The 23,765-nt window shown below is 68.2% G+C and carries 20 protein-coding genes and 1 pseudogene; 16 read left to right on the plus strand and 5 right to left on the minus strand.

Annotation, left to right across the window (positions count from 1 at the left end):
* Positions 1-70: 70 nt before the first annotated feature.
* A pseudogene (gene rluB, locus PcP3B5_RS32100) lies at positions 71-1,261 on the plus strand (23S rRNA pseudouridine(2605) synthase RluB); the annotation flags it as partial.
* A gap of 308 nt (positions 1,262-1,569) precedes the next feature.
* On the opposite strand, the gene PcP3B5_RS08215 reads toward rluB, so the two are convergent.
* The 5 genes from PcP3B5_RS08215 to PcP3B5_RS08235 form a co-directional block, all read right to left on the minus strand.
* Positions 1,570-2,499: a GGDEF domain-containing protein gene (locus PcP3B5_RS08215; protein ID WP_061560990.1), complete on the minus strand. Its 930-nt coding sequence runs from the start codon at positions 2,497-2,499 to the stop codon at positions 1,570-1,572.
* Positions 2,500-2,744: 245 nt separating this feature from the next.
* On the minus strand, positions 2,745-3,488 hold the full coding sequence (locus PcP3B5_RS08220) for a YciK family oxidoreductase (RefSeq protein ID WP_009620945.1): 744 nt from the start codon (positions 3,486-3,488) through the stop codon (positions 2,745-2,747).
* A 90-nt stretch (positions 3,489-3,578) separates the two neighbouring features.
* Positions 3,579-4,259 (minus strand): N-acetylmuramic acid 6-phosphate phosphatase MupP, encoded by a 681-nt coding sequence (mupP, locus tag PcP3B5_RS08225; RefSeq protein ID WP_145923861.1) that lies wholly within the window; start codon positions 4,257-4,259, stop codon positions 3,579-3,581.
* Complete coding sequence (ubiG, locus tag PcP3B5_RS08230; RefSeq protein ID WP_061560992.1) at positions 4,256-4,954, minus strand: bifunctional 2-polyprenyl-6-hydroxyphenol methylase/3-demethylubiquinol 3-O-methyltransferase UbiG; 699 nt, start codon at positions 4,952-4,954, stop codon at positions 4,256-4,258. The genes mupP and ubiG overlap by 4 nt, the downstream gene beginning before the upstream one ends.
* Positions 4,955-5,070: 116 nt before the next feature.
* Positions 5,071-6,396: a TRZ/ATZ family hydrolase gene (locus PcP3B5_RS08235; protein WP_061560993.1), complete on the minus strand. Its 1,326-nt coding sequence runs from the start codon at positions 6,394-6,396 to the stop codon at positions 5,071-5,073.
* A gap of 157 nt (positions 6,397-6,553) precedes the next feature.
* On the opposite strand from PcP3B5_RS08235, the gene mtnA reads away from it, so the two are divergent.
* From mtnA to PcP3B5_RS08310, 15 genes are all read left to right on the plus strand, one after another.
* Complete coding sequence (mtnA, locus tag PcP3B5_RS08240; RefSeq protein ID WP_043267580.1) at positions 6,554-7,630, plus strand: S-methyl-5-thioribose-1-phosphate isomerase; 1,077 nt, start codon at positions 6,554-6,556, stop codon at positions 7,628-7,630.
* Positions 7,631-7,842: 212 nt separating this feature from the next.
* Positions 7,843-10,602 (plus strand): DNA gyrase subunit A, encoded by a 2,760-nt coding sequence (gene gyrA, locus PcP3B5_RS08245; RefSeq protein WP_043313489.1) that lies wholly within the window; start codon positions 7,843-7,845, stop codon positions 10,600-10,602.
* A 15-nt stretch (positions 10,603-10,617) separates the two neighbouring features.
* The gene (gene serC / locus PcP3B5_RS08250) at positions 10,618-11,703 is read left to right on the plus strand and encodes a 3-phosphoserine/phosphohydroxythreonine transaminase (protein ID WP_061560994.1); all 1,086 of its coding nucleotides are present in this window, start codon (positions 10,618-10,620) and stop codon (positions 11,701-11,703) included.
* On the plus strand, positions 11,703-12,800 hold the full coding sequence (gene pheA / locus PcP3B5_RS08255) for a prephenate dehydratase (RefSeq protein WP_061560995.1): 1,098 nt from the start codon (positions 11,703-11,705) through the stop codon (positions 12,798-12,800). Before serC ends, pheA begins: the two co-directional genes overlap by 1 nt.
* A gap of 106 nt (positions 12,801-12,906) precedes the next feature.
* Positions 12,907-14,019, plus strand: coding sequence for a histidinol-phosphate transaminase (hisC, locus tag PcP3B5_RS08260; protein ID WP_061560996.1), 1,113 nt, complete (start codon positions 12,907-12,909; stop codon positions 14,017-14,019).
* Complete coding sequence (locus PcP3B5_RS08265; RefSeq protein ID WP_061560997.1) at positions 14,012-16,237, plus strand: bifunctional prephenate dehydrogenase/3-phosphoshikimate 1-carboxyvinyltransferase; 2,226 nt, start codon at positions 14,012-14,014, stop codon at positions 16,235-16,237. The genes hisC and PcP3B5_RS08265 overlap by 8 nt, the downstream gene beginning before the upstream one ends.
* Positions 16,237-16,941, plus strand: a complete 705-nt coding sequence (gene cmk / locus PcP3B5_RS08270; protein ID WP_009620966.1) for a (d)CMP kinase — start codon at positions 16,237-16,239, stop codon at positions 16,939-16,941. The genes PcP3B5_RS08265 and cmk overlap by 1 nt, the downstream gene beginning before the upstream one ends.
* Before the next feature lie 183 nt (positions 16,942-17,124).
* Entirely contained in the window at positions 17,125-17,937 is an 813-nt protein-coding gene (locus tag PcP3B5_RS08275) for an ABC transporter permease (RefSeq protein ID WP_061560998.1), read from the plus strand.
* Positions 17,927-19,663 carry a GspE/PulE family protein gene (locus PcP3B5_RS08280; RefSeq protein ID WP_061560999.1) on the plus strand — a complete coding sequence of 579 codons (1,737 nt, stop codon included), beginning with the start codon at positions 17,927-17,929 and terminating at the stop codon, positions 19,661-19,663. Before PcP3B5_RS08275 ends, PcP3B5_RS08280 begins: the two co-directional genes overlap by 11 nt.
* Positions 19,664-19,667: 4 nt before the next feature.
* Positions 19,668-20,858: a type II secretion system F family protein gene (locus PcP3B5_RS08285; protein WP_061561000.1), complete on the plus strand. Its 1,191-nt coding sequence runs from the start codon at positions 19,668-19,670 to the stop codon at positions 20,856-20,858.
* A 14-nt stretch (positions 20,859-20,872) separates the two neighbouring features.
* Positions 20,873-21,358 (plus strand): type II secretion system major pseudopilin GspG, encoded by a 486-nt coding sequence (gene gspG / locus PcP3B5_RS08290; RefSeq protein ID WP_082816270.1) that lies wholly within the window; start codon positions 20,873-20,875, stop codon positions 21,356-21,358.
* Positions 21,327-21,740 carry a prepilin-type N-terminal cleavage/methylation domain-containing protein gene (locus PcP3B5_RS08295; RefSeq protein ID WP_009620977.1) on the plus strand — a complete coding sequence of 138 codons (414 nt, stop codon included), beginning with the start codon at positions 21,327-21,329 and terminating at the stop codon, positions 21,738-21,740. Before gspG ends, PcP3B5_RS08295 begins: the two co-directional genes overlap by 32 nt.
* Complete coding sequence (locus PcP3B5_RS08300; protein ID WP_082033718.1) at positions 21,737-22,168, plus strand: PulJ/GspJ family protein; 432 nt, start codon at positions 21,737-21,739, stop codon at positions 22,166-22,168. Before PcP3B5_RS08295 ends, PcP3B5_RS08300 begins: the two co-directional genes overlap by 4 nt.
* Entirely contained in the window at positions 22,165-22,767 is a 603-nt protein-coding gene (locus tag PcP3B5_RS08305; RefSeq protein ID WP_061561001.1) for a prepilin-type N-terminal cleavage/methylation domain-containing protein, read from the plus strand. Before PcP3B5_RS08300 ends, PcP3B5_RS08305 begins: the two co-directional genes overlap by 4 nt.
* Positions 22,757-23,746, plus strand: coding sequence for a hypothetical protein (locus PcP3B5_RS08310; RefSeq protein ID WP_009620984.1), 990 nt, complete (start codon positions 22,757-22,759; stop codon positions 23,744-23,746). The genes PcP3B5_RS08305 and PcP3B5_RS08310 overlap by 11 nt, the downstream gene beginning before the upstream one ends.
* Positions 23,747-23,765: the final 19 nt, after the last annotated feature.

Raw genomic sequence — 23,765 nt, forward strand, 5'->3', positions numbered from 1 at the left:
TTTGCCGCGCCCAAGCGCGTATGATGCGCGACCTTTTTCTTCGTTGCATGACACACCGGGAGGTGCCCAGATGAACGACACGCACGAAACCACCGAAATCTCCCCCGCCGGCGAGAAGCTGCAGAAGGTCCTGGCCCGTCTGGGCGTCGGCTCGCGCCGTGACGTCGAGGCCTGGATCGAGGAAGGCCGGGTCAAGGTCAACGGCGTGGTCGCCAGCCTCGGCCAGCGCGTGGAAAGCCACGACGCCATCGCCGTCGACGAGCACCTGATCCGCCGCGAGCAGGCCGAAGAGCACGTGCGCCGCGTGCTGATCTACAACAAGCCCGAGGGCGAGGTCTGCACCCGCGACGACCCGGAAGGCCGCCCGACCGTGTTCGACCGCCTGCCGCGCCTGCGCAGCGGCCGCTGGATCAACGTCGGCCGCCTGGACATCAACACCACCGGCCTGCTGCTGTTCACCACCGACGGCGAGTTGGCCAACCGCCTGATGCACCCGTCCTACGAGATGGACCGCGAGTACGCCGTGCGCGTGCGCGGCGAAGTCGACGAAGAGATGATCGAGCGCCTGAAAGCCGGCGTGATGCTCGAAGACGGCCCGGCCAAGTTCAGCGACATCCAGCAGGCGCCCGGCGGCGAAGGTTTCAACCACTGGTACCACGTGGTGGTGATGGAAGGCCGCAACCGCGAAGTGCGCCGTCTGTGGGAATCCCAGGGCGTGGTGGTGAGCCGCCTGAAGCGCGTGCGCTTCGGCCCGGTGTTCCTCACCTCCGAGCTGACCATGGGCCGCTACCGCGAGATGGACCAGCGCGAACTGGACATCCTCAGCGAAGAGGTCGGCCTGAAGCCGGTGAAACTGCCGGAGATGACCACCAAGGCCAAGGACAAGCTCGAACGCCAGCAGCGCAAGCTGGCCAAGCCGCTGGCGCGCAGCGAGCGCCCGGATGCCGGTCGCGGCAACCGCCAGCGCAAGGAATCCTTCGGCGGCGAGCGCCCGGCCCGTGGTCCGCGTCCGGTGGCCGGCGAGCGTCCCGCCCGAGGGCCGCGTCAGGACTCCGACCGCCCGGCTCGCGCTCCGCGTCAGGATGCCGACCGTCCGGTTCGTGGTCCGCGCCAGGATGCCGACCGTCCGGTTCGTGGTCCGCGCCAGGACTCGGATCGTCCGGCTCGTGGTCCGCGCCAGGATTCGGATCGCCCGGCCCGTGGTCCGCGCCAGGACTCTGATCGTCCGGCTCGTGCTCCACGCCAGGATTCGGATCGTCCGGCTCGCGGCCCGCGCAAGGACTCCGACCGCCCGGCCCGTGGCCCGCGTCAGGATTCCGAGCGCCCGGCCCGCGCGCCGCGTCCGGAAGGCCGTGGCAAGGCCCCGGCCGGCGAAGCGCCGCGTTCGCGTCCGGCCAAGCCGAGCGCCGAGCGTGACGAGCGCCCGTCCAAGCCGGTGGCGCGCAAGCCGTTGAACAAGCGCCGCCCGCAGCCGGCCGGTGACGGCATGCGTCCGGGCTTCAAGCGCTAAGCGTCAGGCATGAAAAAAGGGCTCCGCGGAGCCTTTTTTTCGCCTTCCGGAAAGTCCGCTCAGCCAGCGCAGGCCAGGCGGTTGCGGCCGTCGCGCTTGGCTGCGTAGAGCGCGGCGTCGGCCCGGTGCAGCAGGTCGTCGACGCGCTCGCCGGCGATCAGGGTGGCGCAGCCGAGGCTGACGGACAGCGGCACCGGCTTGCCATCGACGGCAAAGTCCAGCTCCTGGATGGCATGCCGCAGCCTTTCGCCGACCTGGGCGGCGCTGCTGCTGGGCGTGTTGGACAGCAGCACGAGGAACTCCTCGCCGCCGAAGCGGAAGACCATGTCGACGTTGCGCAGGCTGGCCTTGATCGCCCTGGCCACGCAGCGCAGGGCTTCGTCGCCGTGGCTGTGGCCATACTGGTCGTTGATGCGCTTGAAGTGGTCCAGGTCGAGCATCAGCACCGACAGCGGCTGCAGGCTGCGCCGCGCCAGCTCGACCTCGCGGCCCAGGGCCTGGTCCATGGCGATGCGGTTGCCGGTGCCGGTCAGCGCGTCGCGCAGGGCGGCCTGGATGGCCGCGCGGTAGAGCAGGGCGTTGCGCAGCGGGTAGAGCAGGCTGGCGATCAGGCTTTCCAGCTGGCCCAGTTCGGTCTCGTCGAAGGGGCGGCGGCGGCGGAAGGCCAGCTCGCCCAGGTATTCCCCGGCATGGTTGAGGTTGTAGGTGGCGCCGTGGCTGGCCGCTTCACCGAACTCCAGGCGCAGGTCGGCGCTGCTGTTCTGGTAGCTCAGGTAGTCCAGCGGCAGCAGCGCCTGGATCTCCTGGAAGAACAGGCCCAGGACGCGTTCGATCTCGAGGCTGGTCTGCAACTGCACGGCGAGTTGCCGGCGCACGTCCGTCAGGCTGGCCGGGCGCCGGCCGCGCGGGCGGCCGCTCTCGACCTGGCTCAGGCGCTGGAGCTTGGCGGTATCGAAATCGATGGTGTTGGACTGCTTGGGCGGGGCCATGACGCGTGGCGACCTCTGGCGCAAAACGGCGACAGTGAGGGCTGAGCTATTTTCGTGCCAACCCGCGAAAAGTTCTGTTCTGACGGCTCAAGGGACCGTCTGGCGCGGGCTTGGTTCCGTAGGCTGGGAGTGCCCCGGAGGGTGGGATGTCAAAATGATGGCGAATTTTCCGGGGTGGCCGTAGGCTATTTCCCCGGGCGTAGTCGGAAAACCGGCGGGGCGGCTGTCGCGCCGCCCCGCGCCGGTCAGGCCTGGGCGTCGAAGGCCTGGCCGTTGACGCCGATGCTGTCCGGGCCCATCAGGTACAGGTAGACCGGCATGATCTCGTCCGGCGCCGGGTTGTTCGCCGGGTTCTCGCCCGGGTAGGCCATGGCGCGCATGCTGGTGCGGGTGGCGCCGGGGTTGACGCTGTTGGCGCGGACGGCGTTGGTGCCGTCGCACTCGTCAGCCATCACCTGCATCAGGCCCTCGGTGGCGAACTTGGACACCGCGTAGGCGCCCCAGTAGGCGCGGCCCTTACGCCCGACGCCGCTGGAGGTGAAGATCACCGAGGCGTCGCTGGCCAGCTTGAGCAGCGGCAGCATGGCGTGGGTCAGCATGAACACCGCGTTGACGTTGACCTGCATGACGCGCATGAAGTTTTCCCCGGAGATCTGCTCGATGGGCGAGCGCAGGCCGAGGATGGAGGCGTTGTGCAGCAGGCCGTCGAGCTTGCCGCATTCCTTCTCGATGGTCGCCGCCAGCTCGTCGTACTGGTGCGGCTGGGCGGTTTCCAGGTTGAAGGGGATGACCACCGGTTGCGGGTGGCCGGCGGCCTCGATCTGGTCGTAGGTCTGGTTGAGGTTTTCTTCGCTCTTGCCCAGCAGCAGCACGGTTGCGCCGTGGGCGGCATAGGCCCGCGCGGCGGCGGCGCCGATGCCGCGGCCGGCGCCGGTGACCAGGATCACCCGGTCCTTGAGCAGGTCGGGGCGGGCGGAATAGTCGAACATGGAAACTCCTTGGGAGCGCTGGAAGCCTGAAGCCGGAAGCTTGAAGTCGAGCGGCGGAGCGCTTCCGGCTTCAGGCTTCCAGCTTCAAGCTCAACAGGAACAAAGCGCGCGGTCGAGCACCGCCAGCAGGTCGCGCGGGTGGTCGACGATCACGTCGGCGCCCCAGTGCGCGGGGTTGTCCTCGGGGTGGATGTAGCCGTAGCGCACCGCCGCGGTCTTGGTGCCGGCGGCGCGGCCGGATTCGATGTCGCGCAGGTCGTCGCCGATGAACAGCACCTGGGCCGGGTCGATGCCCAGCTGGCTGCAGGCCAGCAGCAGCGGCTCCGGGTCGGGCTTGCTGTTGCTCACGTGGTCCGGGCAGACCAGCACCGCCGAGCGCTCGGCCAGGCCCAGCTGCTGCATGATCGGCTCGGCGAAGCGCACCGGCTTGTTGGTCACCACGCCCCAGATCAGGTTGGCCCGCTCGATGCTTTCCAGCAGCTCGGCCATGCCGTCGTAGAGGCGGCTGTAGACCGCGCAGTGGTCCTGGTAGCGGTCGAGGAATTCCTGGCGCAGCGTCTCGAAGCCGTCGGCTTCCGGGTCCATGCCGAAGGTCGCGGCGACCATGGCGCGGGCGCCGCCGGAGACCACGTCGGCGATGCGCTGGGCGTCGATCGGTGGGCGGCCGTGGGCGGCGAGCATGGCCTGGCACACGGCGATGAAGTCCGGCGCGGTGTCCAGCAGGGTGCCGTCCATGTCGAAGAGAACCGCTCTGAGCTGCATCGCCGTCATTCCTCGCGCAGGGTCTGGATCATGTAGTTGACGTCGACGTCGTCGGCCAGCTTGTAGTGCTTGGTCAGCGGGTTGTAGGTCAGGCCGATGATGTCCTTGACCGCCAGGCCCGCATCGCGCGACCAGGCGCCCAGCTCGGAGGGGCGGATGAACTTCTTGAAGTCGTGGGTGCCGCGCGGCAGCAGGCGCATGACGTACTCGGCGCCGACGATGGCGAACAGGTAGGCCTTGGGATTGCGGTTGATGGTGGAGAAGAACACCTGGCCGCCGGGCTTGACCATCTTGTGGCAGGCGCGGATCACCGAGGCCGGGTCGGGCACGTGCTCGAGCATCTCCAGGCAGGTGACCACGTCGAACTGCCCGGGCATTTCCTCGGCCAGCTGTTCGGCGGTGATGTGCCGGTATTCCACCGGCACCCCGGATTCCAGCTGGTGCAGCTGGGCCACCGCCAGCGGCGCCTCGCCCATGTCGATGCCCATGACGCTGGCGCCGCGCTGGGCCATGGCCTCGCTGAGGATGCCGCCGCCGCAGCCGACGTCCAGCACCTTCTTGCCGGCCAGGCTGGCGCGTTCGTCGATCCAGTTGACGCGCAGCGGGTTGATGTCGTGCAGCGGCTTGAACTCGCTCTCGCGGTCCCACCAGCGATGGGCCAGTGCCTCGAATTTGGCGATCTCGGCGTGGTCGACGTTGCTCATGGCGTACCTTCGTTGCAAATCATGGGAAATCGTGGCGCGCAGGCCGACTATGATGCCAGCTTCGCGCGGCGGATGGGCGCGGCATGACAGATTGTCGCAGCCGCGCCTGGCAGTGTTCAGGCGCCGGCGATGCGCCGGCCCCAGGCGCCGACCTCGGCGGCCAGGCGGCCCTCGTCCAGGCGCGTCAGGCGGCCGGCGTCCAGCAGCTGCTTGCCGCCGACCCACAGGTGGCGCACGCAGTCGCGGCCGCTGGCGTAGATCAGTTGCGAAACCGGCTCGTAGACCGGCTGCTGGGCCAGCCCGGAGAGGTCGAAGGCCACCAGGTCCGCGGACTTGCCCAGCTCCAGAGAGCCGATCTCCTGCTCCAGGCCCAGGGCGCGGGCGCCGTTCAGGGTGGCCATGCGCAGCGCGCGGTGGGCGTCCAGGGCGGTGGCCTGGCCGGCCACGGCCTTGGCCAGCAGGGCGGCGGTGCGCGTCTCGCCGAGCAGGTCGAGGTCGTTGTTGCTGGCCGCGCCGTCGGTGCCTATGGCTACGTTGACCCCGGCCTGCCACAGGCGTTCCACCGGGCAGAAGCCGCTGGCCAGCTTGAGGTTGGATTCCGGGCAGTGGATCACCGAGCTGTTGGTTTCCACCAGCAGCTCCAGGTCCTCGTCGCTCACCTGGGTCATGTGCACGGCCTGGAAGCGCGGCCCCAGCAGGCCCAGGCGGTGCAGCCGGGCCAGCGGGCGCTCGGCGCTCTTCTCCAGGGCCTGCTGGACCTCGAAGGCGGTCTCGTGGACGTGCATCTGGATGCCGGCGTCGAGTTCCTCGGCCAGCATCAGCACGTTCTCCAGCTTGTCGTCGCCGACCGTGTAGGGCGCGTGCGGGCCGAAGGCCACGCGGATGCGCGGGTGGTGCTTGAGGTCGTCGTGCAGCGCCACGCCCTGGCGGATTGCCTCCTGGGCGTCGCGGGCGCCGGGCATGGGGAAGTCCAGCACCGGCACGCAGACCTGGGCGCGGATACCGCTGTCGTGGACCGCCTCGCAGGTCACCCGCGGGTGGAAGTACATGTCCGAGAAGCAGCTGATGCCGCCCTTGATCTGCTCGGCGATGGCCAGCTCGCTGCCGGTGCGCACGAAGTCCTCGTCCACCCATTTCGCCTCGGCCGGCCAGATGTGCTCCTGCAGCCAGGTCATCAGCGGCAGGTCGTCGGCCAGGCCGCGGAACAGGCTCATGGCGGCGTGGCCGTGGGCGTTGACCAGGCCCGGGGCGAGCAGCATGCCCGGCAGCTCGCGGGTTTCCGCCGCCGGCTGGCGCAGGGCCTCGGCGCGCGGGGCGAGCAGGGTGATGCGGCCGTCGCGGATGCCCAGCGCATGGTCGCGCAGGACCACGCCGGCGGGTTCCACCGGGACTATCCAGGTCGGCAGCAGAAGCAGGTCGAGAGGGGCTTTGGCGTCGGGCATGGGGCGCTTCCTGCGGCGCGGGAACGGGTGGTCGGCAGTATACCCGAGCGCCTTGGCCTGCGGCTCGTTATACTCGCGGGTTTTCCCGGCCCTGGCCGGGCTCGATATCGGCGCGCCGCCCGGCGCGCCCGGACCTGATTAGAAGACGAGGTGTTCCATGCGTGAGCGACTGTTGGCGGCCGAGCGGGTCACGGCCATTGATTGGCGCAAGGGCACCCTTCGTCTGCTCGACCAGCGCCTGCTGCCGCTGGAGGAAACCTGGCTGAGCTACGACAGCGCCGCCGGCGTCGCCGAGGCCATCCGCCAGATGGTGGTGCGCGGCGCCCCGGCCATCGGCATTGCCGCGGCCTACGGCCTGGTGCTGGGCCTGCAGGCCCGCCTGAACAACGGCGGCGCCTGGCGCGAAGCCCTGGAGGACGACTTCCGCGTGCTGGCCGAATCGCGGCCCACGGCGGTCAACCTGTTCTGGGCGCTGAACCGCATGCGCGAGCGCCTCGAACGCCTGAAGCCGGGAGACGACCCGCTGCAGGTGCTGGAGGCCGAGGCCATCGCCATCCACGAGAGCGACCGCGAAGCCAACCTGACCATGGCCCAGCTCGGCGTCGAGCTGATCCGCAAGCAGCACTCCGGCCCGCAGAAGATCCTCACCCACTGCAACACCGGCGCCCTGGCCACCGGCGGCTTCGGCACCGCCCTGGGGGTGATCCGCGCGGCGCACCTGGAGGGCCTGGTCGAGCGCATCTACGCCGACGAGACGCGCCCCTGGCTGCAGGGCGCGCGCCTGACCGCCTGGGAACTGGCCAACGAGGGCGTGCCGGTCACCCTGAATGTCGACGCCGCGGCGGCGCACCTGATGAAGACCCAGAGCATCACCTGGGTCATCGTCGGCGCCGACCGCATCACCGCCAATGGCGACGTGGCGAACAAGATCGGCACCTACCAGCTGGCGATCAACGCCATGCACCACGGCGTGCGCTTCATGGTGGTGGCGCCCAGCTCGACCATCGACATGAACCTGGAGAGCGGCGAGGACATCCCCATCGAAGAGCGCAACGGCCGCGAACTCCTGGAAATCGGCGGCAAGCGGATAGCCGCCGAGGTGGATGCCTACAATCCGGTGTTCGACGTGACCCCGGCCGACCTGATCGATGCCATCGTGACCGAGCGCGGCGTGGTCGAGCGTCCGGACACCGAGCGCATGGCCCAGTTGATGAGCCGCAAGCGCCTGCATTGAGGGCGCCCGGCGGGGATAGGTGTTCCCCCTGGCTTGTGGTAAGCTCCGACGGTTCTCAGTGGGGCCTTTTTCTGGCCCCGTCGATTGCGCGGATCATTGACCTAAGTCGTTGATTTGTTGTGAGTCGATGGCGTTCTGATGGCGCTGTCGCACTCCGCCGGGCTCGGGACGGGCGAGGCGGAGTTCCATCTGCAAAAGGAACCAGGCTTCTCATGGGCGAACTGGCCAAAGAAATCCTCCCGGTCAACATCGAAGACGAACTCCGACAGTCCTACCTCGATTACGCCATGAGCGTGATCGTCGGTCGTGCCCTGCCCGATGCACGCGATGGCCTCAAGCCCGTGCACCGCCGCGTCCTGTACGCCATGAGCGAACTGGGCAACGACTGGAACAAGCCCTACAAGAAATCCGCCCGTGTGGTCGGCGACGTGATCGGTAAGTACCACCCGCACGGCGACACCGCGGTGTACGACACCATCGTGCGCATGGCCCAGCCGTTCTCGCTGCGCTACATGCTGGTGGACGGCCAGGGCAACTTCGGTTCGGTGGACGGCGACAACGCCGCGGCCATGCGCTACACCGAAGTGCGCATGGCCAAGCTGGCCCACGAGCTGCTGGCGGACCTGGACAAGGAAACCGTCGACTGGGTGCCCAACTACGACGGCACCGAGCAGATCCCGGCGGTCATGCCGACCAAGATCCCCAACCTGCTGGTCAACGGTTCCAGCGGCATCGCCGTGGGCATGGCCACCAACATCCCGCCGCACAACCTGGGCGAGGTGATCGACGGCTGCCTGGCGCTGATGGACAACCCCGAGCTGTCCGTCGACGAGCTGATGCAGTACATCCCCGGTCCCGACTTCCCGACCGCCGGCATCATCAACGGCCGCGCCGGCATCATCGAGGCCTATCGTACCGGCCGCGGGCGCATCTACATCCGCGCCCGCGCCGATATCGAGGACATGGAGAAGGGCGGCAACCGCCAGCAGATCATCATCACCGAGCTGCCCTACCAGCTGAACAAGGCGCGGCTGATCGAGAAGATCGCCGAGCTGGTGAAAGAGAAGAAGATCGAAGGCATCACCGAACTGCGCGACGAGTCCGACAAGGACGGCATGCGCGTGGTCATCGAGCTGCGCCGCGGCGAAGTCGGCGAGGTGGTGCTGAACAACCTCTACGCCCAGACCCAGCTGCAGAGCGTGTTCGGCATCAACGTGGTGGCCCTGGTCGACGGCCAGCCGCGCACGCTGAACCTCAAGGACATGCTCGAAGTCTTCATCCGCCACCGCCGCGAAGTGGTGACCCGGCGGACCGTCTACGAGCTGCGCAAGGCCCGCGAGCGCGGCCACATCCTCGAAGGCCAGGCGGTCGCGCTGTCGAACATCGACCCGGTGATCGAGCTGATCAAGACCTCGCCGACCCCGGCCGAGGCCAAGGAACGCCTGATCGCCACCCCCTGGGAATCCAGCGCGGTGGAAGCCATGGTCGAGCGCGCCGGCGCCGATGCCTGCCGTCCGGAAGACCTGGACCCGCAGTACGGCCTGCGCGAGGGCAAGTACTACCTGTCGCCGGAGCAGGCCCAGGCCATCCTGGAACTGCGCCTGCACCGCCTGACCGGCCTGGAGCACGAGAAGCTCCTGTCCGAATATCAGGAAATCCTCGCCCTGATCGGCGAGCTGATCCGCATCCTGACCAACCCGCAGCGCCTGATGGAAGTCATCCGCGAGGAGCTGGAGAAGGTCAAGGCCGAGTTCGGCGACGCCCGCCGCACCGAGATAGTCGCCTCCCAGGTGGACCTGACCATCGCCGACCTCATCACCGAGGAAGAGCGCGTGGTGACCATCTCCCACGGCGGCTACGCCAAGTCGCAGCCGCTGGCCGCCTACGAGGCCCAGCGCCGCGGCGGCAAGGGCAAGTCGGCGAGCGGAGTGAAGGACGAGGACTACATCGAACACCTGTTGGTGGCCAACAGCCACGCCACCCTGCTGCTGTTCTCCAGCAAGGGCAAAGTCTACTGGCTGCGCACCTTCGAGATCCCGGAAGCCTCGCGCACCGCGCGCGGCCGTCCGCTGGTCAACCTGCTGCCGCTGGACGAAGGCGAGCGCATCACCGCCATGCTGCAGATCGACCTGGAAGCCGTGCGCGCCCAGTTCGCCGGCGAGGAAGGCGATGACGACGACGTGGTCGCCGAGCAGGTCGCCGAGGTGGTGGAAGCCGAAGAGGCCGAAGAGGGCGACGACGCCGACTTCAGCCAGGACGAGCCGACCGGCGCGTACATCTTCATGGCCACCATGAAAGGCACCGTGAAGAAGACCCCGCTGATCCAGTTCACCAAGCCGCGTTCCAACGGCCTGATCGCGCTGAAGCTGGAGGAGGGCGATTCGCTGATCGCCGCCGCCATCACCGACGGCTCGAAGGACGTGATGATGTTCTCCGACGCCGGCAAGGTGATCCGCTTCAAGGAAAGCAAGGTGCGTATCATGGGCCGCAACGCACGTGGCGTGCGCGGCATGCGCCTGGCCGAAGACCAGCGCATCATCTCCATGCTGATCCCCGAATGCCGCGAGGCGCAGATCCTCACCGCCTCCGAACGCGGTTACGGCAAGCGCACCCCGCTGGCCGACTACCCGCGCCGCGGCCGTGGCGGCCAGGGCGTGATCGCCATGGTCATCAACGAGCGCAACGGCAAGCTGGTGGGCGCCGTGCAGGTGCTGGACGGCGAGGAGATCATGCTGATTTCCGACCAGGGCACCCTGGTCCGCACCCGCGTCGACGAAGTCCGCGGCGCGGGCCGGAATACCCAGGGCGTGATCCTCATCAAGCTGGCCGCCGACGAGACCCTGGTGGGCCTGGAGCGGGTGCAGGAGCCGACCGTGGTCGAGGGCGAAGTCGTGGACGACGAAGCGTTCGACGAGAATCAAGAAGCAGGCGAAGCCGCGGCCGAGGAAGCGCCGCAGGCCAGCGAAGACTGATTAGCGAGAGTGGATGTGAGCAAGCGAGCCTATAACTTCTGCGCAGGTCCAGCTGCGCTTCCCACCGAGGTGCTGGAGCGCGCCCGCGAAGAGCTGCTCGACTGGCAGGGCAAGGGCCTGTCGGTCATGGAGATGAGCCATCGCAGCGACGACTACGTGGCCATCGCCGAGAAGGCCGAGCAGGACCTGCGCGACCTGATGGGCGTGCCGTCGAACTACAAGGTGCTGTTCCTCCAGGGCGGCGCCAGCCAGCAGTTCGCCGAGATCCCGCTGAACCTGCTGCCCGAAGACGGCGTGGCGGACTACGTGGAAACCGGCATCTGGTCGAAGAAGGCCATCGAGGAAGCGCGCCGCTTCGGCAACGTCAACGTGGTCGCCAGCGCCTCCAAGTACGACTACTTCGCCATTCCCGGGCAGAACGAGTGGAACCTGACGCCGAACGCAGCCTACCTGCACTACGCGTCCAACGAGACCATCGGCGGCCTGGAGTTCGACTGGATTCCGGAAGTGGGTGACGTGCCGCTGGTGGTGGACATGTCCTCGGACATCCTCTCGCGCCCGGTCGACGTGTCGAAGTTCGGCCTGATCTACGCCGGCGCGCAGAAGAACATCGGCCCGTCCGGCCTGGTGGTGGTCATCGTCCGCGAAGACCTGCTCGGCCGCGCCCGCAGCATCTGCCCGACCATGCTCAACTACAAGGTCGCCGCCGACAACGGCTCCATGTACAACACCCCGGCCACCTATTCCTGGTACCTCTCCGGCCTGGTCTTCCAGTGGCTGAAGGAGCAGGGCGGCGTCGAGGCCATGGAGAAGCGCAACCGCGCGAAGAAGGACCTGCTGTACTCCTTCATCGACGCCAGCGACTTCTACACCAACCCGATCCAGCCCAGCGCCCGTTCCTGGATGAACGTGCCCTTCCGCCTGGCCGACGAGAAGCTCGACAAGGCCTTCCTCGCCGGCGCCGACGCCCGTGGCCTGCTCAACCTCAAGGGCCACCGTTCGGTGGGCGGCATGCGCGCCTCCATCTACAACGCCCTGGGCCTGGACGCCATCGAGGCCCTGGTAGCCTACATGGCCGAGTTCGAGAAGGAGCACGGCTGATGAGCGACGCTGACCAGCTCAAGGCTTTGCGCGTACGCATCGACAGCCTCGACGAGAAGATCCTCGAGCTGATCAGCGAACGCGCCCGCTGCGCCACCGACGTGGCGCGGGTGAAGATGCAGTCCCTGGCCGAGGGCGAGAAGCCGGTGTTCTACCGGCCCGAGCGCGAGGCCTGGGTACTCAAGCACATCATGGAGCTGAACAAGGGCCCGCTGGGCAACGAGGAAGTGGCGCGGCTGTTCCGCGAGATCATGTCCTCCTGCCTGGCCCTGGAGCAGCCGCTCAAGGTCGCCTACCTCGGCCCCGAGGGCACCTTCACCCAGGCCGCGGCGCTCAAGCACTTCGGCCATGCGGTAATCAGCACGCCGATGGCGGCCATCGACGAAGTGTTCCGCGAAGTGGCCGCCGGCGCGGTGAACTTCGGCGTGGTGCCGGTGGAGAACTCCACCGAAGGCGCGGTGAACCACACCCTCGACAGCTTCCTCGAACACGACATGGTGATCTGCGGCGAGGTCGAGCTGCGCATCCACCACCACCTGCTGGTGGGCGAGAACACCAAGACCGACAGCATCACCCGCATCTATTCCCACGCCCAGTCCCTGGCCCAGTGCCGCAAGTGGCTGGACGCGCACTACCCGAACGTCGAGCGCGTGGCGGTGCCGAGCAACGCCGACGCCGCCAAGCGGGTGAAGAGCGAGTGGAACAGCGCGGCCATCGCCGGCGACATGGCGGCCAGCCTGTACGGCCTGGACAAGCTGCACGAGAAGATCGAGGACCGCCCGGACAACTCCACGCGCTTCCTCATCATCGGCAGCCAGGAAGTGCCGCCGACCGGCGACGACAAGACCTCGATCATCGTCTCCATGCGCAACAAGCCCGGCGCGCTGCACGAGCTGCTGGTGCCGTTCCACACCAACGGCATCGACCTGACGCGCATCGAGACCCGCCCGTCGCGCAGCGGCAAGTGGACCTACGTGTTCTTCATCGACTTCGTCGGCCACCACAAGGACCCGCTGATCAAGGACGTGCTGGAGAAGATCAACAGCGAAGCCGTGGCGCTGAAGGTGCTGGGCTCCTATCCCAAGGCGGTACTCTAACAAGCGGCTGGAAGCCGGAAGCCCGAAGCTGGAAGTTGGAGTCGCGCGGTCGCTTCCAGCTTCAAGCCTCCAGCTTTCGGCTTTCAGCTCCAGCGGAGCTGAAAAAATGTCTTGCGACTTCCTCGCCCTGGCCCAGCCGGGCGTACAGAAACTCTCGCCCTACGTGCCGGGCAAGCCGGTGGACGAACTGGCCCGCGAACTGAACCTGGACCCGGCGAAGATCGTCAAGCTGGCCAGCAACGAGAACCCGCTGGGCCCCGGCGCCAAGGTGCTGGAAGCGATCCGCGGCGAACTGGCGGAAATGACCCGCTATCCCGACGGCAACGGCTTCGAGCTCAAGAGCAAACTGGCCGCCCGCTGCGGCGTGAGCACCGCCCAGGTGACCCTCGGCAACGGCTCCAACGACATCCTCGACCTGGTCGCCCGCGCCTACCTGGCGCCGGGCCTGAACGCCGTGTTCAGCCAGTACGCCTTCGCCGTCTACCCGATCTCCACCCAGGCCGTCGGCGCCGAGGGCAGGGCGGTGCCGGCGAAAGACTGGGGGCATGACCTGGAAGCCATGCTGGCGGCCATCGACGCCAACACCCGCGTGGTCTTCATCGCCAACCCGAACAACCCCACCGGCACCTGGTTCGGCCCGGATGCGCTGGAGCAATTCCTCTCCCGCGTACCGGAAAACGTCCTGGTGGTGCTGGACGAGGCCTACATCGAGTACGCCGAGGGCGACGAACTGCCCGACGGCCTGGCCTACCTGGCCCGCTACCCGAACCTGCTGGTCTCGCGCACCTTCTCCAAGGCCTACGGCCTGGCTTCGCTGCGCGTCGGCTACGCCATCTCCTCGGCGCAGATCGCCGACGTGCTCAACCGCGTGCGCCAGCCGTTCAACGTCAACAGCCTGGCCCTGGCCGCCGCCTGCGCCGCGCTGGACGACGCCGAGTACCTGGCCGAGGGCAAGCGCATCAACGACGCCGGCATGCAGCAGCTGCAGGACGGCCTGCGCGCCCTGGGCCTGGCCTGGATTCCGTCGAAGGGCAACTTCCTCGCCGTCGACCTGCGGCGCGACGCCGGCCCGGTCTACCAGGCCCTGCTGGCGGAAGGCGTGATCGTCCGTCCGGTGGGCGGCTACGGCATGCCGCAGCACCTGCGCATCTCCATCGGCCTGCCGGAAGAGAACGCACGCTTCCTCGAAGCCCTGGCCAAGGTGCTCGCCCGTGCCTGAGGTGACGCCGCGCAAGCTCCGCCGCCTGGTGGTGGTGGGGCTGGGCCTGATCGGCGGCTCCTTCGCCAAGGGGCTGCGCGAGAAAGGCCTGTTCGAAGAAGTGGTCGGCGTCGACCGCGACCCGCAGACGCGCCGCCTGGCAGTGCAGCTGGGCGTGGTCGACCGTTGCGAGGAGAGCCTGCGCGAAGGCTGCCGCGACGCCGACGTGATCCAGCTCGCCGTGCCCATCCTGGCCATGGAGAAGGTGCTCGCCGAACTGGCCACCTTCGACCTCGGCCACGCCGTGCTCACCGACGTCGGCAGCGCCAAGGGCAACGTGGTGCGCGCGGCCAGGGTCGCCTTCGGCGAGATGCCGGCGCGCTTCGTTCCCGGCCATCCCATCGCCGGCTCCGAGCAGAGCGGGGTGGAAGCGGCCAACGGCAAATTGTTCCGCCGTCATAAAGTCATCCTCACGCCGCTGGATAATGCCGATGCGGACGCGGTCCAGTGCGTCGAGGCGCTGTGGCGCGAGCTGGGCGCGGACGTCGAGCTGATGGAAGTCGAGCACCATGACGAGGTGCTTGCCGCCACCAGCCACCTGCCGCACCTGCTGGCCTTCACGCTGGTCGACTCGCTGGCCAAGCGCAGCGAAAATCTGGAAATCTTCCGTTATGCCGCCGGCGGCTTCCGCGACTTCACGCGGATCGCCGGCAGCGACCCGACGATGTGGCACGACATCTTCCTTGCCAACCGCAAGGCGGTGCTGCGCATCCTCGACGTTTTCCGCGACGACCTCGATGCCCTGCGCGAGGCCGTCGATGCAGGGGACGGGCAGCAACTGATGGGCGTGTTCACCCGCGCCCGCGTCGCCCGTGAACACTTCAGCAAAATCCTGGCCCGCCGGGCCTATGTGGACGCCATGCACAACAACGACCTGATTTACCTGGCCCAGCCGGGTGGCCGCCTGTCCGGGCGCGTACGCGTTCCGGGCGACAAGTCCATCTCCCACCGCTCGATCATGCTCGGCTCCCTGGCCGAAGGCACCACCGAGGTGGAAGGCTTCCTCGAGGGCGAGGACGCCCTGGCCACCATTCAGGCGTTCCGCGACATGGGCGTGGTCATCGAAGGCCCGCACCACGGCCGCGTGACCGTCCATGGCGTCGGCCTGCACGGCCTGAAACCGGCGCCGGGCCCCATCTACCTGGGCAACTCCGGCACCTCCATGCGCCTGCTCAGCGGCCTGCTGGCGGCGCAGCCGTTCGACAGCACCCTGACCGGCGACGCCTCGCTGACCAAGCGCCCGATGAATCGCGTGGCCAAGCCGCTGCGCGAGATGGGCGCGGTGATCGAGACCGCCGCCGAAGGGCGCCCGCCGCTGACCATCAAGGGCGGCCAGAAGCTGACCGGCATGCACTACGACATGCCCATGGCCAGCGCCCAGGTGAAGTCCTGCCTGCTGCTCGCCGGCCTCTACGCCGCCGGTGAAACCTCGGTGACCGAGCCGGCGCCGACCCGCGACCACACCGAGCGCATGCTGCGCGGCTTCGGCTACCCGGTGGAGGTGGAAGGCAGCACCGCCAAGGTCGAAAGCGGCCACAAGCTCAGCGCCACCAACATCGAGGTACCGGCGGACATCTCCTCCGCGGCCTTCTTCCTGGTCGCGGCGAGCATCGCCGAAGGTTCGGAGATCGTCCTCGAACACGTCGGTATCAACCCGACCCGTACCGGCGTCATCGACATCCTCAAGCTGATGGGCGCCGACATCACCCTGGAGAACCAGCGTGAAGTGGGCGGCGAGCCGGTGGCCGACCTGCGCGTGCGCTCGGCCAGGCTGAAGGGCATCGACATCCCCGAGGACCTGGTGCCCCTGGCCATCGACGAGTTTCCCGTGCTGTTCGTCGCCGCGGCCAATGCCGAAGGTCGCACCGTGCTGCGCGGCGCCGAAGAGCTGCGGGTGAAGGAATCCGACCGCATCCAGGTCATGGCCGACGGCCTGCTGGCCCTGGGCGTGAAATGCGAGCCGACCCCGGACGGCATCATCATCGACGGCGGCCCCTACGGCGGCGGCGAAGTCTGGAGCCACGGCGACCACCGCATCGCCATGTCCTTCAGCGTGGCCTCGCTGCGCGCCTCGGCGCCGATCCGCATCCACGACTGCGCCAACGTCGCCACCTCCTTCCCGAACTTCCTCGGCCTGGCCGCGGGCGCCGGCATCCGCGTGGCGGAGGAGGGCAACTGATGGCCGCCTCCGACTTCGCCGCGGCCTGGCCGGTGGTCGCCATCGACGGCCCCAGCGGCTCCGGCAAGGGCACCGTGGCCGGCATCCTGGCCAAGCGCCTGGGCTGGAACCTGCTGGACTCCGGCGCGCTGTACCGCCTGCTGGCCTTCGCCGCCGGCAACCACGGCATCGACCTGACCAACGAGGAAGCCCTCAAGGTCCTGGCCGCGCACCTGGACGTGCAGTTCACCCACGCCAAGGGCGGCGAGGGCCAGCACATCATCCTCGAGGGCGAAGACGTCACCGACACCATCCGCACCGAGCAGGTCGGCGCCGGCGCCTCCCAGGTCGCCGCGCTGCCGGCGGTGCGCGACGCCCTGCTGCAACGCCAGCGCGCCTTCCTCGAAGCCCCGGGCCTGGTGGCCGACGGCCGCGACATGGGCACCGTGGTGTTCCCCGGCGCGCCGCTGAAGATCTTCCTCACCGCTTCGGCCGAAGAGCGCGCCCGCCGCCGCTACCTGCAGCTCAAGGGCAAGGGCGTGGACTGCGACATGGCCGCGCTCACCGAGGAAATCCGCGCCCGCGACGAACGCGACAGCCAGCGCAGCGTGGCCCCGCTGAAACCAGCCGAAGGCGCCATCGTGGTGGATTCCACCAGCATGAGCATCGAGGCGGTGGTGGACAGCATTCTTGGTGAGGTCGAGAGGCTCGGTCTGACCGACTGAGGCCTGGGAATCCTTCAGCTGCGGCAGTTTTCGGCGTCGCGTGCTTGAAGATATTTCTGAGGATGATTCCTCTTGATGCTGAGGACGTTTCTTCTAGAGACGTCTTGCCCGGGCTGCCAAACTTCCGCGCTGTTCAATAGCGCCCGCTCGACCCGAGCGGGCCGTGAATAGCGTGGAGGCCCCTTGTCCGACAGTCCCGTCCCCGCCGCACTGCATTCTTCGCAGGGCGCGTGGGTCCAGTTGTTGCTCGCACTGACCCGGCGGGAAATCCTCGCACGCTACCAGGGTGCCCTGTTCGGGCGGTTGTGGCTGCTGCTGTCGCCCTTCCTGCTGCTGGCGGTCTACACCTTCGTTTTCGGCCAGGTGCTCAAGTCGCGCTGGGGGGCGGAGCAGAGCACGGCCTCCTTCGCCTTGACGCTCTTCGCCGGGCTGCTGCTCTACGGCATGCTGGCGGACAGCCTGTCCCGCGCGGTCACGGTGATGCACAACCACCGCAACCAGGTGAAGAAGCTGGTCTTCCCGCTGGAACTCCTGCCGCTTTCGCTGGCACTCTCCGCCCTGTCGAACGCCGTCATCGGCTTTCTCGTACTGCTCCTGCTGATGCCCTGGCTCGGGCGACCGCTGGGCTGGAGCATCCTCTACCTGCCGTTGGTCCTGCTGCCCTTCGTGCTGTGCGTGTGCGGCCTCAGCTGGATCATCGCCGTGTTCGGCGCCTATTTCCGCGATACCAGCCAGTTCATCCAGTTTCTGCTCGTATTGCTGCTGTTCCTCAGCCCGGTGTTCTACCCCGTGAGCGCCTTGCCGGAAGCCTTGCGCCCCTACCTGTTGCTCAATCCGCTGAGCGTTCCGGTGGAAGCGGTGAGGGCCTGCCTGTTCGGCATGCCGATGCCGCCGATGGGCGTCCAGTTGGGTTATGCCGCCATCGCCTGTCTGTTGGCGGTACTGGGCTGGCTGTGGTTCCGGCGTATGAAGGACGGTTTCGCCGATGTCCTCTGAACCGCTCGCCGACACCGTGCCGGCGGTCGTTGCCGATGCCCGTCCGCTGGGGCAGATGCTCGTCGAGCGCGGCCTGTGCAACGCCCAGGAGCTGGAACGCGCGCTGGAACTGCAGGCCAGGATCGGCGGGCGCCTTGGGGCGCTATTGCTGCGCTCGGGCGGTGTTTCGGAGGCGGCCCTGCTGGAAGTGCTCGCCGAACAACTGCGCCTGCCTTTGGTGGGCGTGGACCTGGAGGCCCCCGGCAACGCCGAGTTGCTGGCCTTCCTCGAAGCGACCTCCATCGGTGTGGAATGGTTCGTCGCCGAACAGGTGGTCGTCTGGAACGATGCCCAGGGCGGCCTGCTGGTCGCCTCCCGTGACCCGATGGCGTCCTTCGTCCTGGAGGTCCTGCGCTATTTCCATCCCGGGCAGCCGCTGCGCACGGTGCTGTGCCGTTCCCAGGATCTCGACGCCTGGCTGGAGCTGCTCAAGGCGCGCCTGCAGCAGGAGAGCCGCGAGGGGCTGCGCTTCGCCTCCGACGACATCCGCCAACTGCGGGAAATGGCGGAGGAGGCGCCCATCGTCGAGCTGGTCAACAACGTCATGAGCCAGGCGGTGGAGAAACGCGCCTCGGACATCCACATCGAGCCGCGCGAATTCAATTTCCATATCCGCTTCCGCATCGATGGCGTCCTGCAGTCGCAGCTGAGTCTGCCGCGGGAGCGCTTCGCCGCGGTGGTCTCGCGGATCAAGCTGATCTCCGCCATCGACATCGCCGAGCGGCGCCTGCCCCAGGACGGGCGGATGAGCACCAGAGTGGGCGGGCAGGACATGGACGTCCGCGTTTCCACGCTGCCCGGGGTGCATGGCGAGTCGGTGGTGATGCGCCTGCTGCCCAAGGCCCGCGAAGGTCTGCGCCTGGACCGCCTGGGAATGCTGGCGGACCACCTGGACCTGATGCGCGCCTGGATCGCCGAGCCCCACGGCATCGTGCTGGTCACCGGGCCCACCGGCTCCGGCAAGTCGACGACCCTCTACGGCACGCTCGAGGCCATCAACGACGGCATCCGCAAGATCATCACGGTGGAGGACCCGGTCGAGTACCAGGTGCCGAACATCACCCAGGTCCAGGCCCACGCCGACATCGGCCTGACCTTCGCCGCCGCCCTGCGCTCGATCCTGCGCCAGGACCCGGACGTGATCATGATCGGCGAGATCCGCGACCTGGAGACGGCGGAGATCGCCGTGCAGTCGTCCCTCACCGGCCACCTGGTGTTCTCCACGCTGCACACCAACGATTCGCTCAGCGCCTTCACCCGCCTGATCGACATGGGCATCGAGCCGTTCCTGGTCGCCTCGCCGGTACGCGGCGTCCAGGCCCAGCGCCTGGTGCGCACCCTGTGCCGGCATTGCGCGGAGCCCTGCGAGCCCGGCCTGGCGGCAGAGGACAAGGCCGCGCTGGACGCGGCGATCCAGCGCCTCTACCCCGGGCAGGCACCGAACTGGCTCCGCGCGAAGGGCTGCGAGCAGTGCCAGGGCACGGGCTATCACGGGCGGCTGGGAATCTACGAGATGGTGGACGTCGGCCCCGAACTGCAGGCGCTCATCCTGCAACAGGCGCCCGTCGAACAGATGCGCCGGCTGGCGGCCAGCCAGGGTTTCCGCAGCATGCGCGAAGACGGCTTCATCAAGGCCTGGCTGGGCCTGACCTCGCTGGACGAGGTACATCGGGTCACCAGCGGTTAACGGCATGCGCTTCGAATACCAGGCAGTGGACCGGCAAGGCCGGCGTTGCAGTGGCGACCTCGATGCCGGCTCTCGCAGCGACGCGCTTCGTCAACTGGAGGCCCAGGGCCTGACGCCCCTTAGCCTGGAGGCGGGCCAGCGTGCGCTGCAACCCGGGCGCCGGCGCCTGCGCGCGGAAGAATTGAACATGGCCCTGCACGAGTTGGCGACCCTGCTGGGGGCAGGCGTTGCCCTGGCCGACGCGGTCTCCGCCCAGGAGCGCTCGAGCAGCCATCCACGTCTCTGCGCGGCGCTGCAGAGCATGAGCGAAGGCCTGCGCCAGGGACGTTCCTTCCCTCAGGTGCTGGAGACAGCTGACTTGCCCCTGCCGCGTTACGCCTACCAGTTGGTGGCGGCGGGCGAGATGACCGGCAACCTGGCGGCGGCGCTGCGGGACTGCGTGACGCAGATGGAGTACGAGCGGCGCACCCGCGAGGAAGTGCGCAACGCTCTGATCTACCCGAGCGTGCTGGTGCTCAGCGGAATCGGGGCGGTCATGGTGATGTTCGTCTTCGTCGTGCCCAAGTTCGCCAACCTGCTGGAGCACGCCGACAAGCTGCCTTGGCTGGCCTGGGCAGTGCTCAGCACCGGCGTCTGGAGCAAGGCCAACGCCTTGCCGCTGCTGCTCGCCGGCCTGCTGCTGGGCGCCCTGGGGCTGCCGTTGGCCAGAAGCGAGAAGGTTCGCGGCCGCTTCCTCAACGGCTTGTTGCGTTTGCCATTGCTCGGCGACTGGCTGTTGCAGGCGGAGATCGCCCAGTGGGCCAAGGTCCTCGGCACCCTGCTGGGCAACCGCGTGGCGCTGGTCGAGGCCCTGCGCCTGGCCAGCGCGGGCGTGCGCATCGGTCTGCAACGCGAGCTGCTGGAAAGGGTCACCCAGGACGTGAGGGGCGGGACTTCCCTGTCCGAGGCATTGGAACTGCGCAGGGCGATCACCGCTACGGGCGGCAATCTGGTGCGCGTCGGCGAAAGGTCCGGGCGCCTGGCCGAGATGCTCGACAGCCTCGCCGAACTCTACGAGGGGCTGGGGCGTTCGCGCATGCGCAAGGTCCTGGCGCTGATCGAGCCGCTGGCGATCCTGCTGATCGGCGCGCTGTTCGGCGTGATCATCACCGGCGTGGTGCTGGCCATCACCAGCGCCAACGACATTGTGTTCTGAAAAAGGGGGAGTGGATGCGCGACGGGCATGAGGGAAGAGGACCCCGGCAGGGGAACAGGAAAGTGCCGGCGCCGGGACGCGAGCGCGGCTTCACCCTGCTGGAAATGATAGTGGTGCTGGTGATCATCGGGCTGCTCATGGGGTTGGTCGGGCCGCGCCTGTTCAGCCAGGCCGACAAGGCCAAGGTGCAGACCGCGGATACCCAGGTGAAGATGCTCAAGGGCGCGCTGATGACCATGCGCCTGGACATCGGCCGCCTGCCCAGCGAACAGGAGGGGCTGGCCCTGCTCAACGCGGCGCCTGCGGACGAGCGGATCAAGGCCTTCTGGAAAGGCCCCTATCTGGACGGCGGGGTACCGCTGGATCCCTGGAACCGCGCCTACGTCTACAGCAATGCGCCCAGTGCCGAACAGCCGTTCTCGCTGTACAGCCTGGGGGCCGACGGGCAGCCTGGCGGGGAAGGGGAGAATGCGGACATCGGCTTCCTGCCCCGGCAATGAGCGCTGCGGCGGTTTCACCCTGCTCGAACTGCTGGTGGTGCTGGCCCTGGTCGCCGCGGTGGGCGCCGTCGTCATGCCCAACCTGCTGAACATGCAGGAGGCCTGGCGTCGGCGTATCGACCTGCAGGACATCGCCAACCAGTTGCAGACGCTGGGCTACCGGGCCCGGCTGGAAGCCCGGCAGACCCTCATCGGGCCGGCTGGCGTCGAGCCGCCGCAGATGCTGAAGCTGCCCCAGGGCTGGACGCTGAGCGCAAGCGCGCCCGTCGTCTACCTGGCCAATGGCGTCTGCCTGGGGGGGACGCTGGAGTTGCGGCAGGGGGATGTCGCTCGGCAGTTGCAACTGGTTCCGCCGCAATGCCTGCCGGAGTTCGTCCAGTGAAGCGCGGGCGGCAAGCCGGTTTCACACTGCTGGAAGCTGTGGTCGCCCTGACGCTGCTGGCTGTGGTGGGCAGCGCGCTGCTGGCCTGGCTGGGGACGGGCTTCCGCAGCCTGGAGCGAATGAACGAGGTTCAGCGCCGCATCGATGCGACCCGCACCGGCCTGGCGTTTCTCGAGGGGCTCAACCCGATGCTCCAGCCGAGCGGCAGCGCCGCCCTTGGAAGCTACCGGCTGGACTGGGAGAGCCGGCTTCTCGCCGCTCCGCGCCCCGTCGTCAGCCGCTACAGCGGCCACCCCGGACCCTTCGACAGCGCCCTGTATCGCGTCCAGGCGACCTTGTCCGGCGAGGACCTGCCGCCGCTGCCCTTGAGCCTGGAACTGGCGGGGTACCGGATGGCTCGCCTGCCGGACGGTGGGGGTGCGCCATGAGCCGGCGCATTTCGCGGGGGCGGGAGCGGGGCTTCACCCTGCTGGAACTCATCGTGGTCCTGTTGTTGGCGGCGATGGTCACCACCCTGTTGATGCAGGGGATGGACTATGTCTCGCGGGCCAACGACAGCTTCCTGCGCCAGGGCGAGTCACGGCAACTACGGGTGTTGGCCTTCGGCTGGTTCGACGACGCGATAGCGCAGCTGGCTGCGCCGGCCAGGGGGGATGCGCCGGCTCGTTTCCGCGGCGATCCGCTCAGCTTCGAAGCCGTCTCCCTGGCCAGCGCCGAGCGTATCGAAGGCGTCCCGGTGCCCTTTGCCTTTCGCCTGGAACGGCTTGGCGAGCCGGGCCGGGAGCGGACCGCGATGATCTACGTGCGCCGGTTGCAGGCCAGCCGCTGGCCACTGCTGGAATTGCAGGGGGCTGCGCATTTTCTCTATCGCGACGAGCAGGGGGCCTGGCATGACAACTGGCCGCCCTTGCCGGTGCTGGCCGACAGCCTTCCTGCGGCGGTGGCGTTGAACGTGCCCGAGGAGCGCCTGTTCCGCCTGGCCAGGGTCGCGACGCCGCTTCGACGGGTGAATGCGGATGCGGACTGAGCGTGGTTTCGTGCTGGTCGGCGTCATCTGGTTTCTCGCCATCATGACCTTGGTGGTGGCCTCGGCCGTGACCTGGATCGAACGCTCGCTGGACGGTATCGAAAAGGAGCGTCAGGGGTTGCTGCGCGACATGACGGAACGCTCCATGCTCAGCCGGCTGACCTGGCTGGCATCGACCCAGCGCTTGACCCTGGCCGGATTGACCACACCCGACAGCCCGGCGCCGAGCCTTGCCGACATGGATATGTCGGTCCTGCCGGTAGGGGCCGAGCTGGCCCTGGATGGTCGCGAATACTGCCTGGCCAACGGCTGGTGCTTCGCCTTCGTCGACCGCGCATCGCGTCTTGGTCTGGAGCAGGCCCCGCCGGCGGCCTTGGCCTCGTTGCTGGAAGGGCTGGGGATAGCGCCGGAGAGGATAGCGCCAATGCTGGCGGAGCTTGCCGGCCATTTGCGCGGCCCACCGGGTAGCGCCGCGCTGCGCAGCCTGCATGCCCCGCAGGAAGTCTTCGTCCTCGACAGCTGGCGCCCCTGGGAGGCCGCATTGCGGGCTGCCGGCTGGGAGGAACTGGTCACGGTCGGCGAGCCGTCCCTGAACGTGAACACCGCCAGCGGCCAACTCCTGCGCCTGGCCTGGCGGCTGCCGGAGGACAGCCTGGCGCTGTTGCTCGCGGCACGCCATGAGCGGCCGTTGCGGGGCGTGGGCGACCTCGAGGGCGTGTTGGGCATGTATCTGCAGCAATTACCCGCGGAGAACTGGTCGCGCCTGGCCAGCGCCACCCTGTTCATCCGCCTGCGCCCCGCGGACGCCGTGGCGCGTTACGAATACCAACTGCGACTCGAGAGCGACGACCTGCAAGGGTCGCCCTGGCAATTTCTGCAACGGAGGTCCCTACCGCGCAATGTCCCCATCACCGACACAGCGCCCATCCATCATGAGGCGCCTGGACTGCTTTCCGCCCCGCTTGTGGCAAGCCCATGACGCGGATGGCTCGCCCTGC

The sequence above is a fragment of the Pseudomonas citronellolis genome, assembly GCF_001586155.1.
GTDB classification, from domain to species: Bacteria; Pseudomonadota; Gammaproteobacteria; order Pseudomonadales; family Pseudomonadaceae; genus Pseudomonas; species Pseudomonas citronellolis.

Bases quoted from the DNA above. Each gene is read 5' to 3' on its own strand.
- PcP3B5_RS08235 (WP_061560993.1), bottom strand. From the start codon at position 6,396: ATGCCCGACGCCAAAGCCCCTCTCGACCTGCTTCTGCTGCCGACCTGG.
- PcP3B5_RS08215 (WP_061560990.1), bottom strand. From the start codon at position 2,499: ATGGCCCCGCCCAAGCAGTCCAACACCATCGATTTCGATACCGCCAAG.
- gspG (WP_082816270.1), top strand. From the start codon at position 20,873: ATGCGCGACGGGCATGAGGGAAGAGGACCCCGGCAGGGGAACAGGAAA.
- PcP3B5_RS08280 (WP_061560999.1), top strand. From the start codon at position 17,927: ATGTCCTCTGAACCGCTCGCCGACACCGTGCCGGCGGTCGTTGCCGAT.
- pheA (WP_061560995.1), top strand. From the start codon at position 11,703: ATGAGCGACGCTGACCAGCTCAAGGCTTTGCGCGTACGCATCGACAGC.
- PcP3B5_RS08305 (WP_061561001.1), top strand. From the start codon at position 22,165: ATGAGCCGGCGCATTTCGCGGGGGCGGGAGCGGGGCTTCACCCTGCTG.
- PcP3B5_RS08220 (WP_009620945.1), bottom strand. From the start codon at position 3,488: ATGTTCGACTATTCCGCCCGCCCCGACCTGCTCAAGGACCGGGTGATC.
- mtnA (WP_043267580.1), top strand. From the start codon at position 6,554: ATGCGTGAGCGACTGTTGGCGGCCGAGCGGGTCACGGCCATTGATTGG.
- gyrA (WP_043313489.1), top strand. From the start codon at position 7,843: ATGGGCGAACTGGCCAAAGAAATCCTCCCGGTCAACATCGAAGACGAA.
- PcP3B5_RS08295 (WP_009620977.1), top strand. From the start codon at position 21,327: ATGCGGACATCGGCTTCCTGCCCCGGCAATGAGCGCTGCGGCGGTTTC.
- ubiG (WP_061560992.1), bottom strand. From the start codon at position 4,954: ATGAGCAACGTCGACCACGCCGAGATCGCCAAATTCGAGGCACTGGCC.
- PcP3B5_RS08310 (WP_009620984.1), top strand. From the start codon at position 22,757: ATGCGGACTGAGCGTGGTTTCGTGCTGGTCGGCGTCATCTGGTTTCTC.
- PcP3B5_RS08285 (WP_061561000.1), top strand. From the start codon at position 19,668: ATGCGCTTCGAATACCAGGCAGTGGACCGGCAAGGCCGGCGTTGCAGT.
- mupP (WP_145923861.1), bottom strand. From the start codon at position 4,259: ATGACGGCGATGCAGCTCAGAGCGGTTCTCTTCGACATGGACGGCACC.
- hisC (WP_061560996.1), top strand. From the start codon at position 12,907: ATGTCTTGCGACTTCCTCGCCCTGGCCCAGCCGGGCGTACAGAAACTC.
- cmk (WP_009620966.1), top strand. From the start codon at position 16,237: ATGGCCGCCTCCGACTTCGCCGCGGCCTGGCCGGTGGTCGCCATCGAC.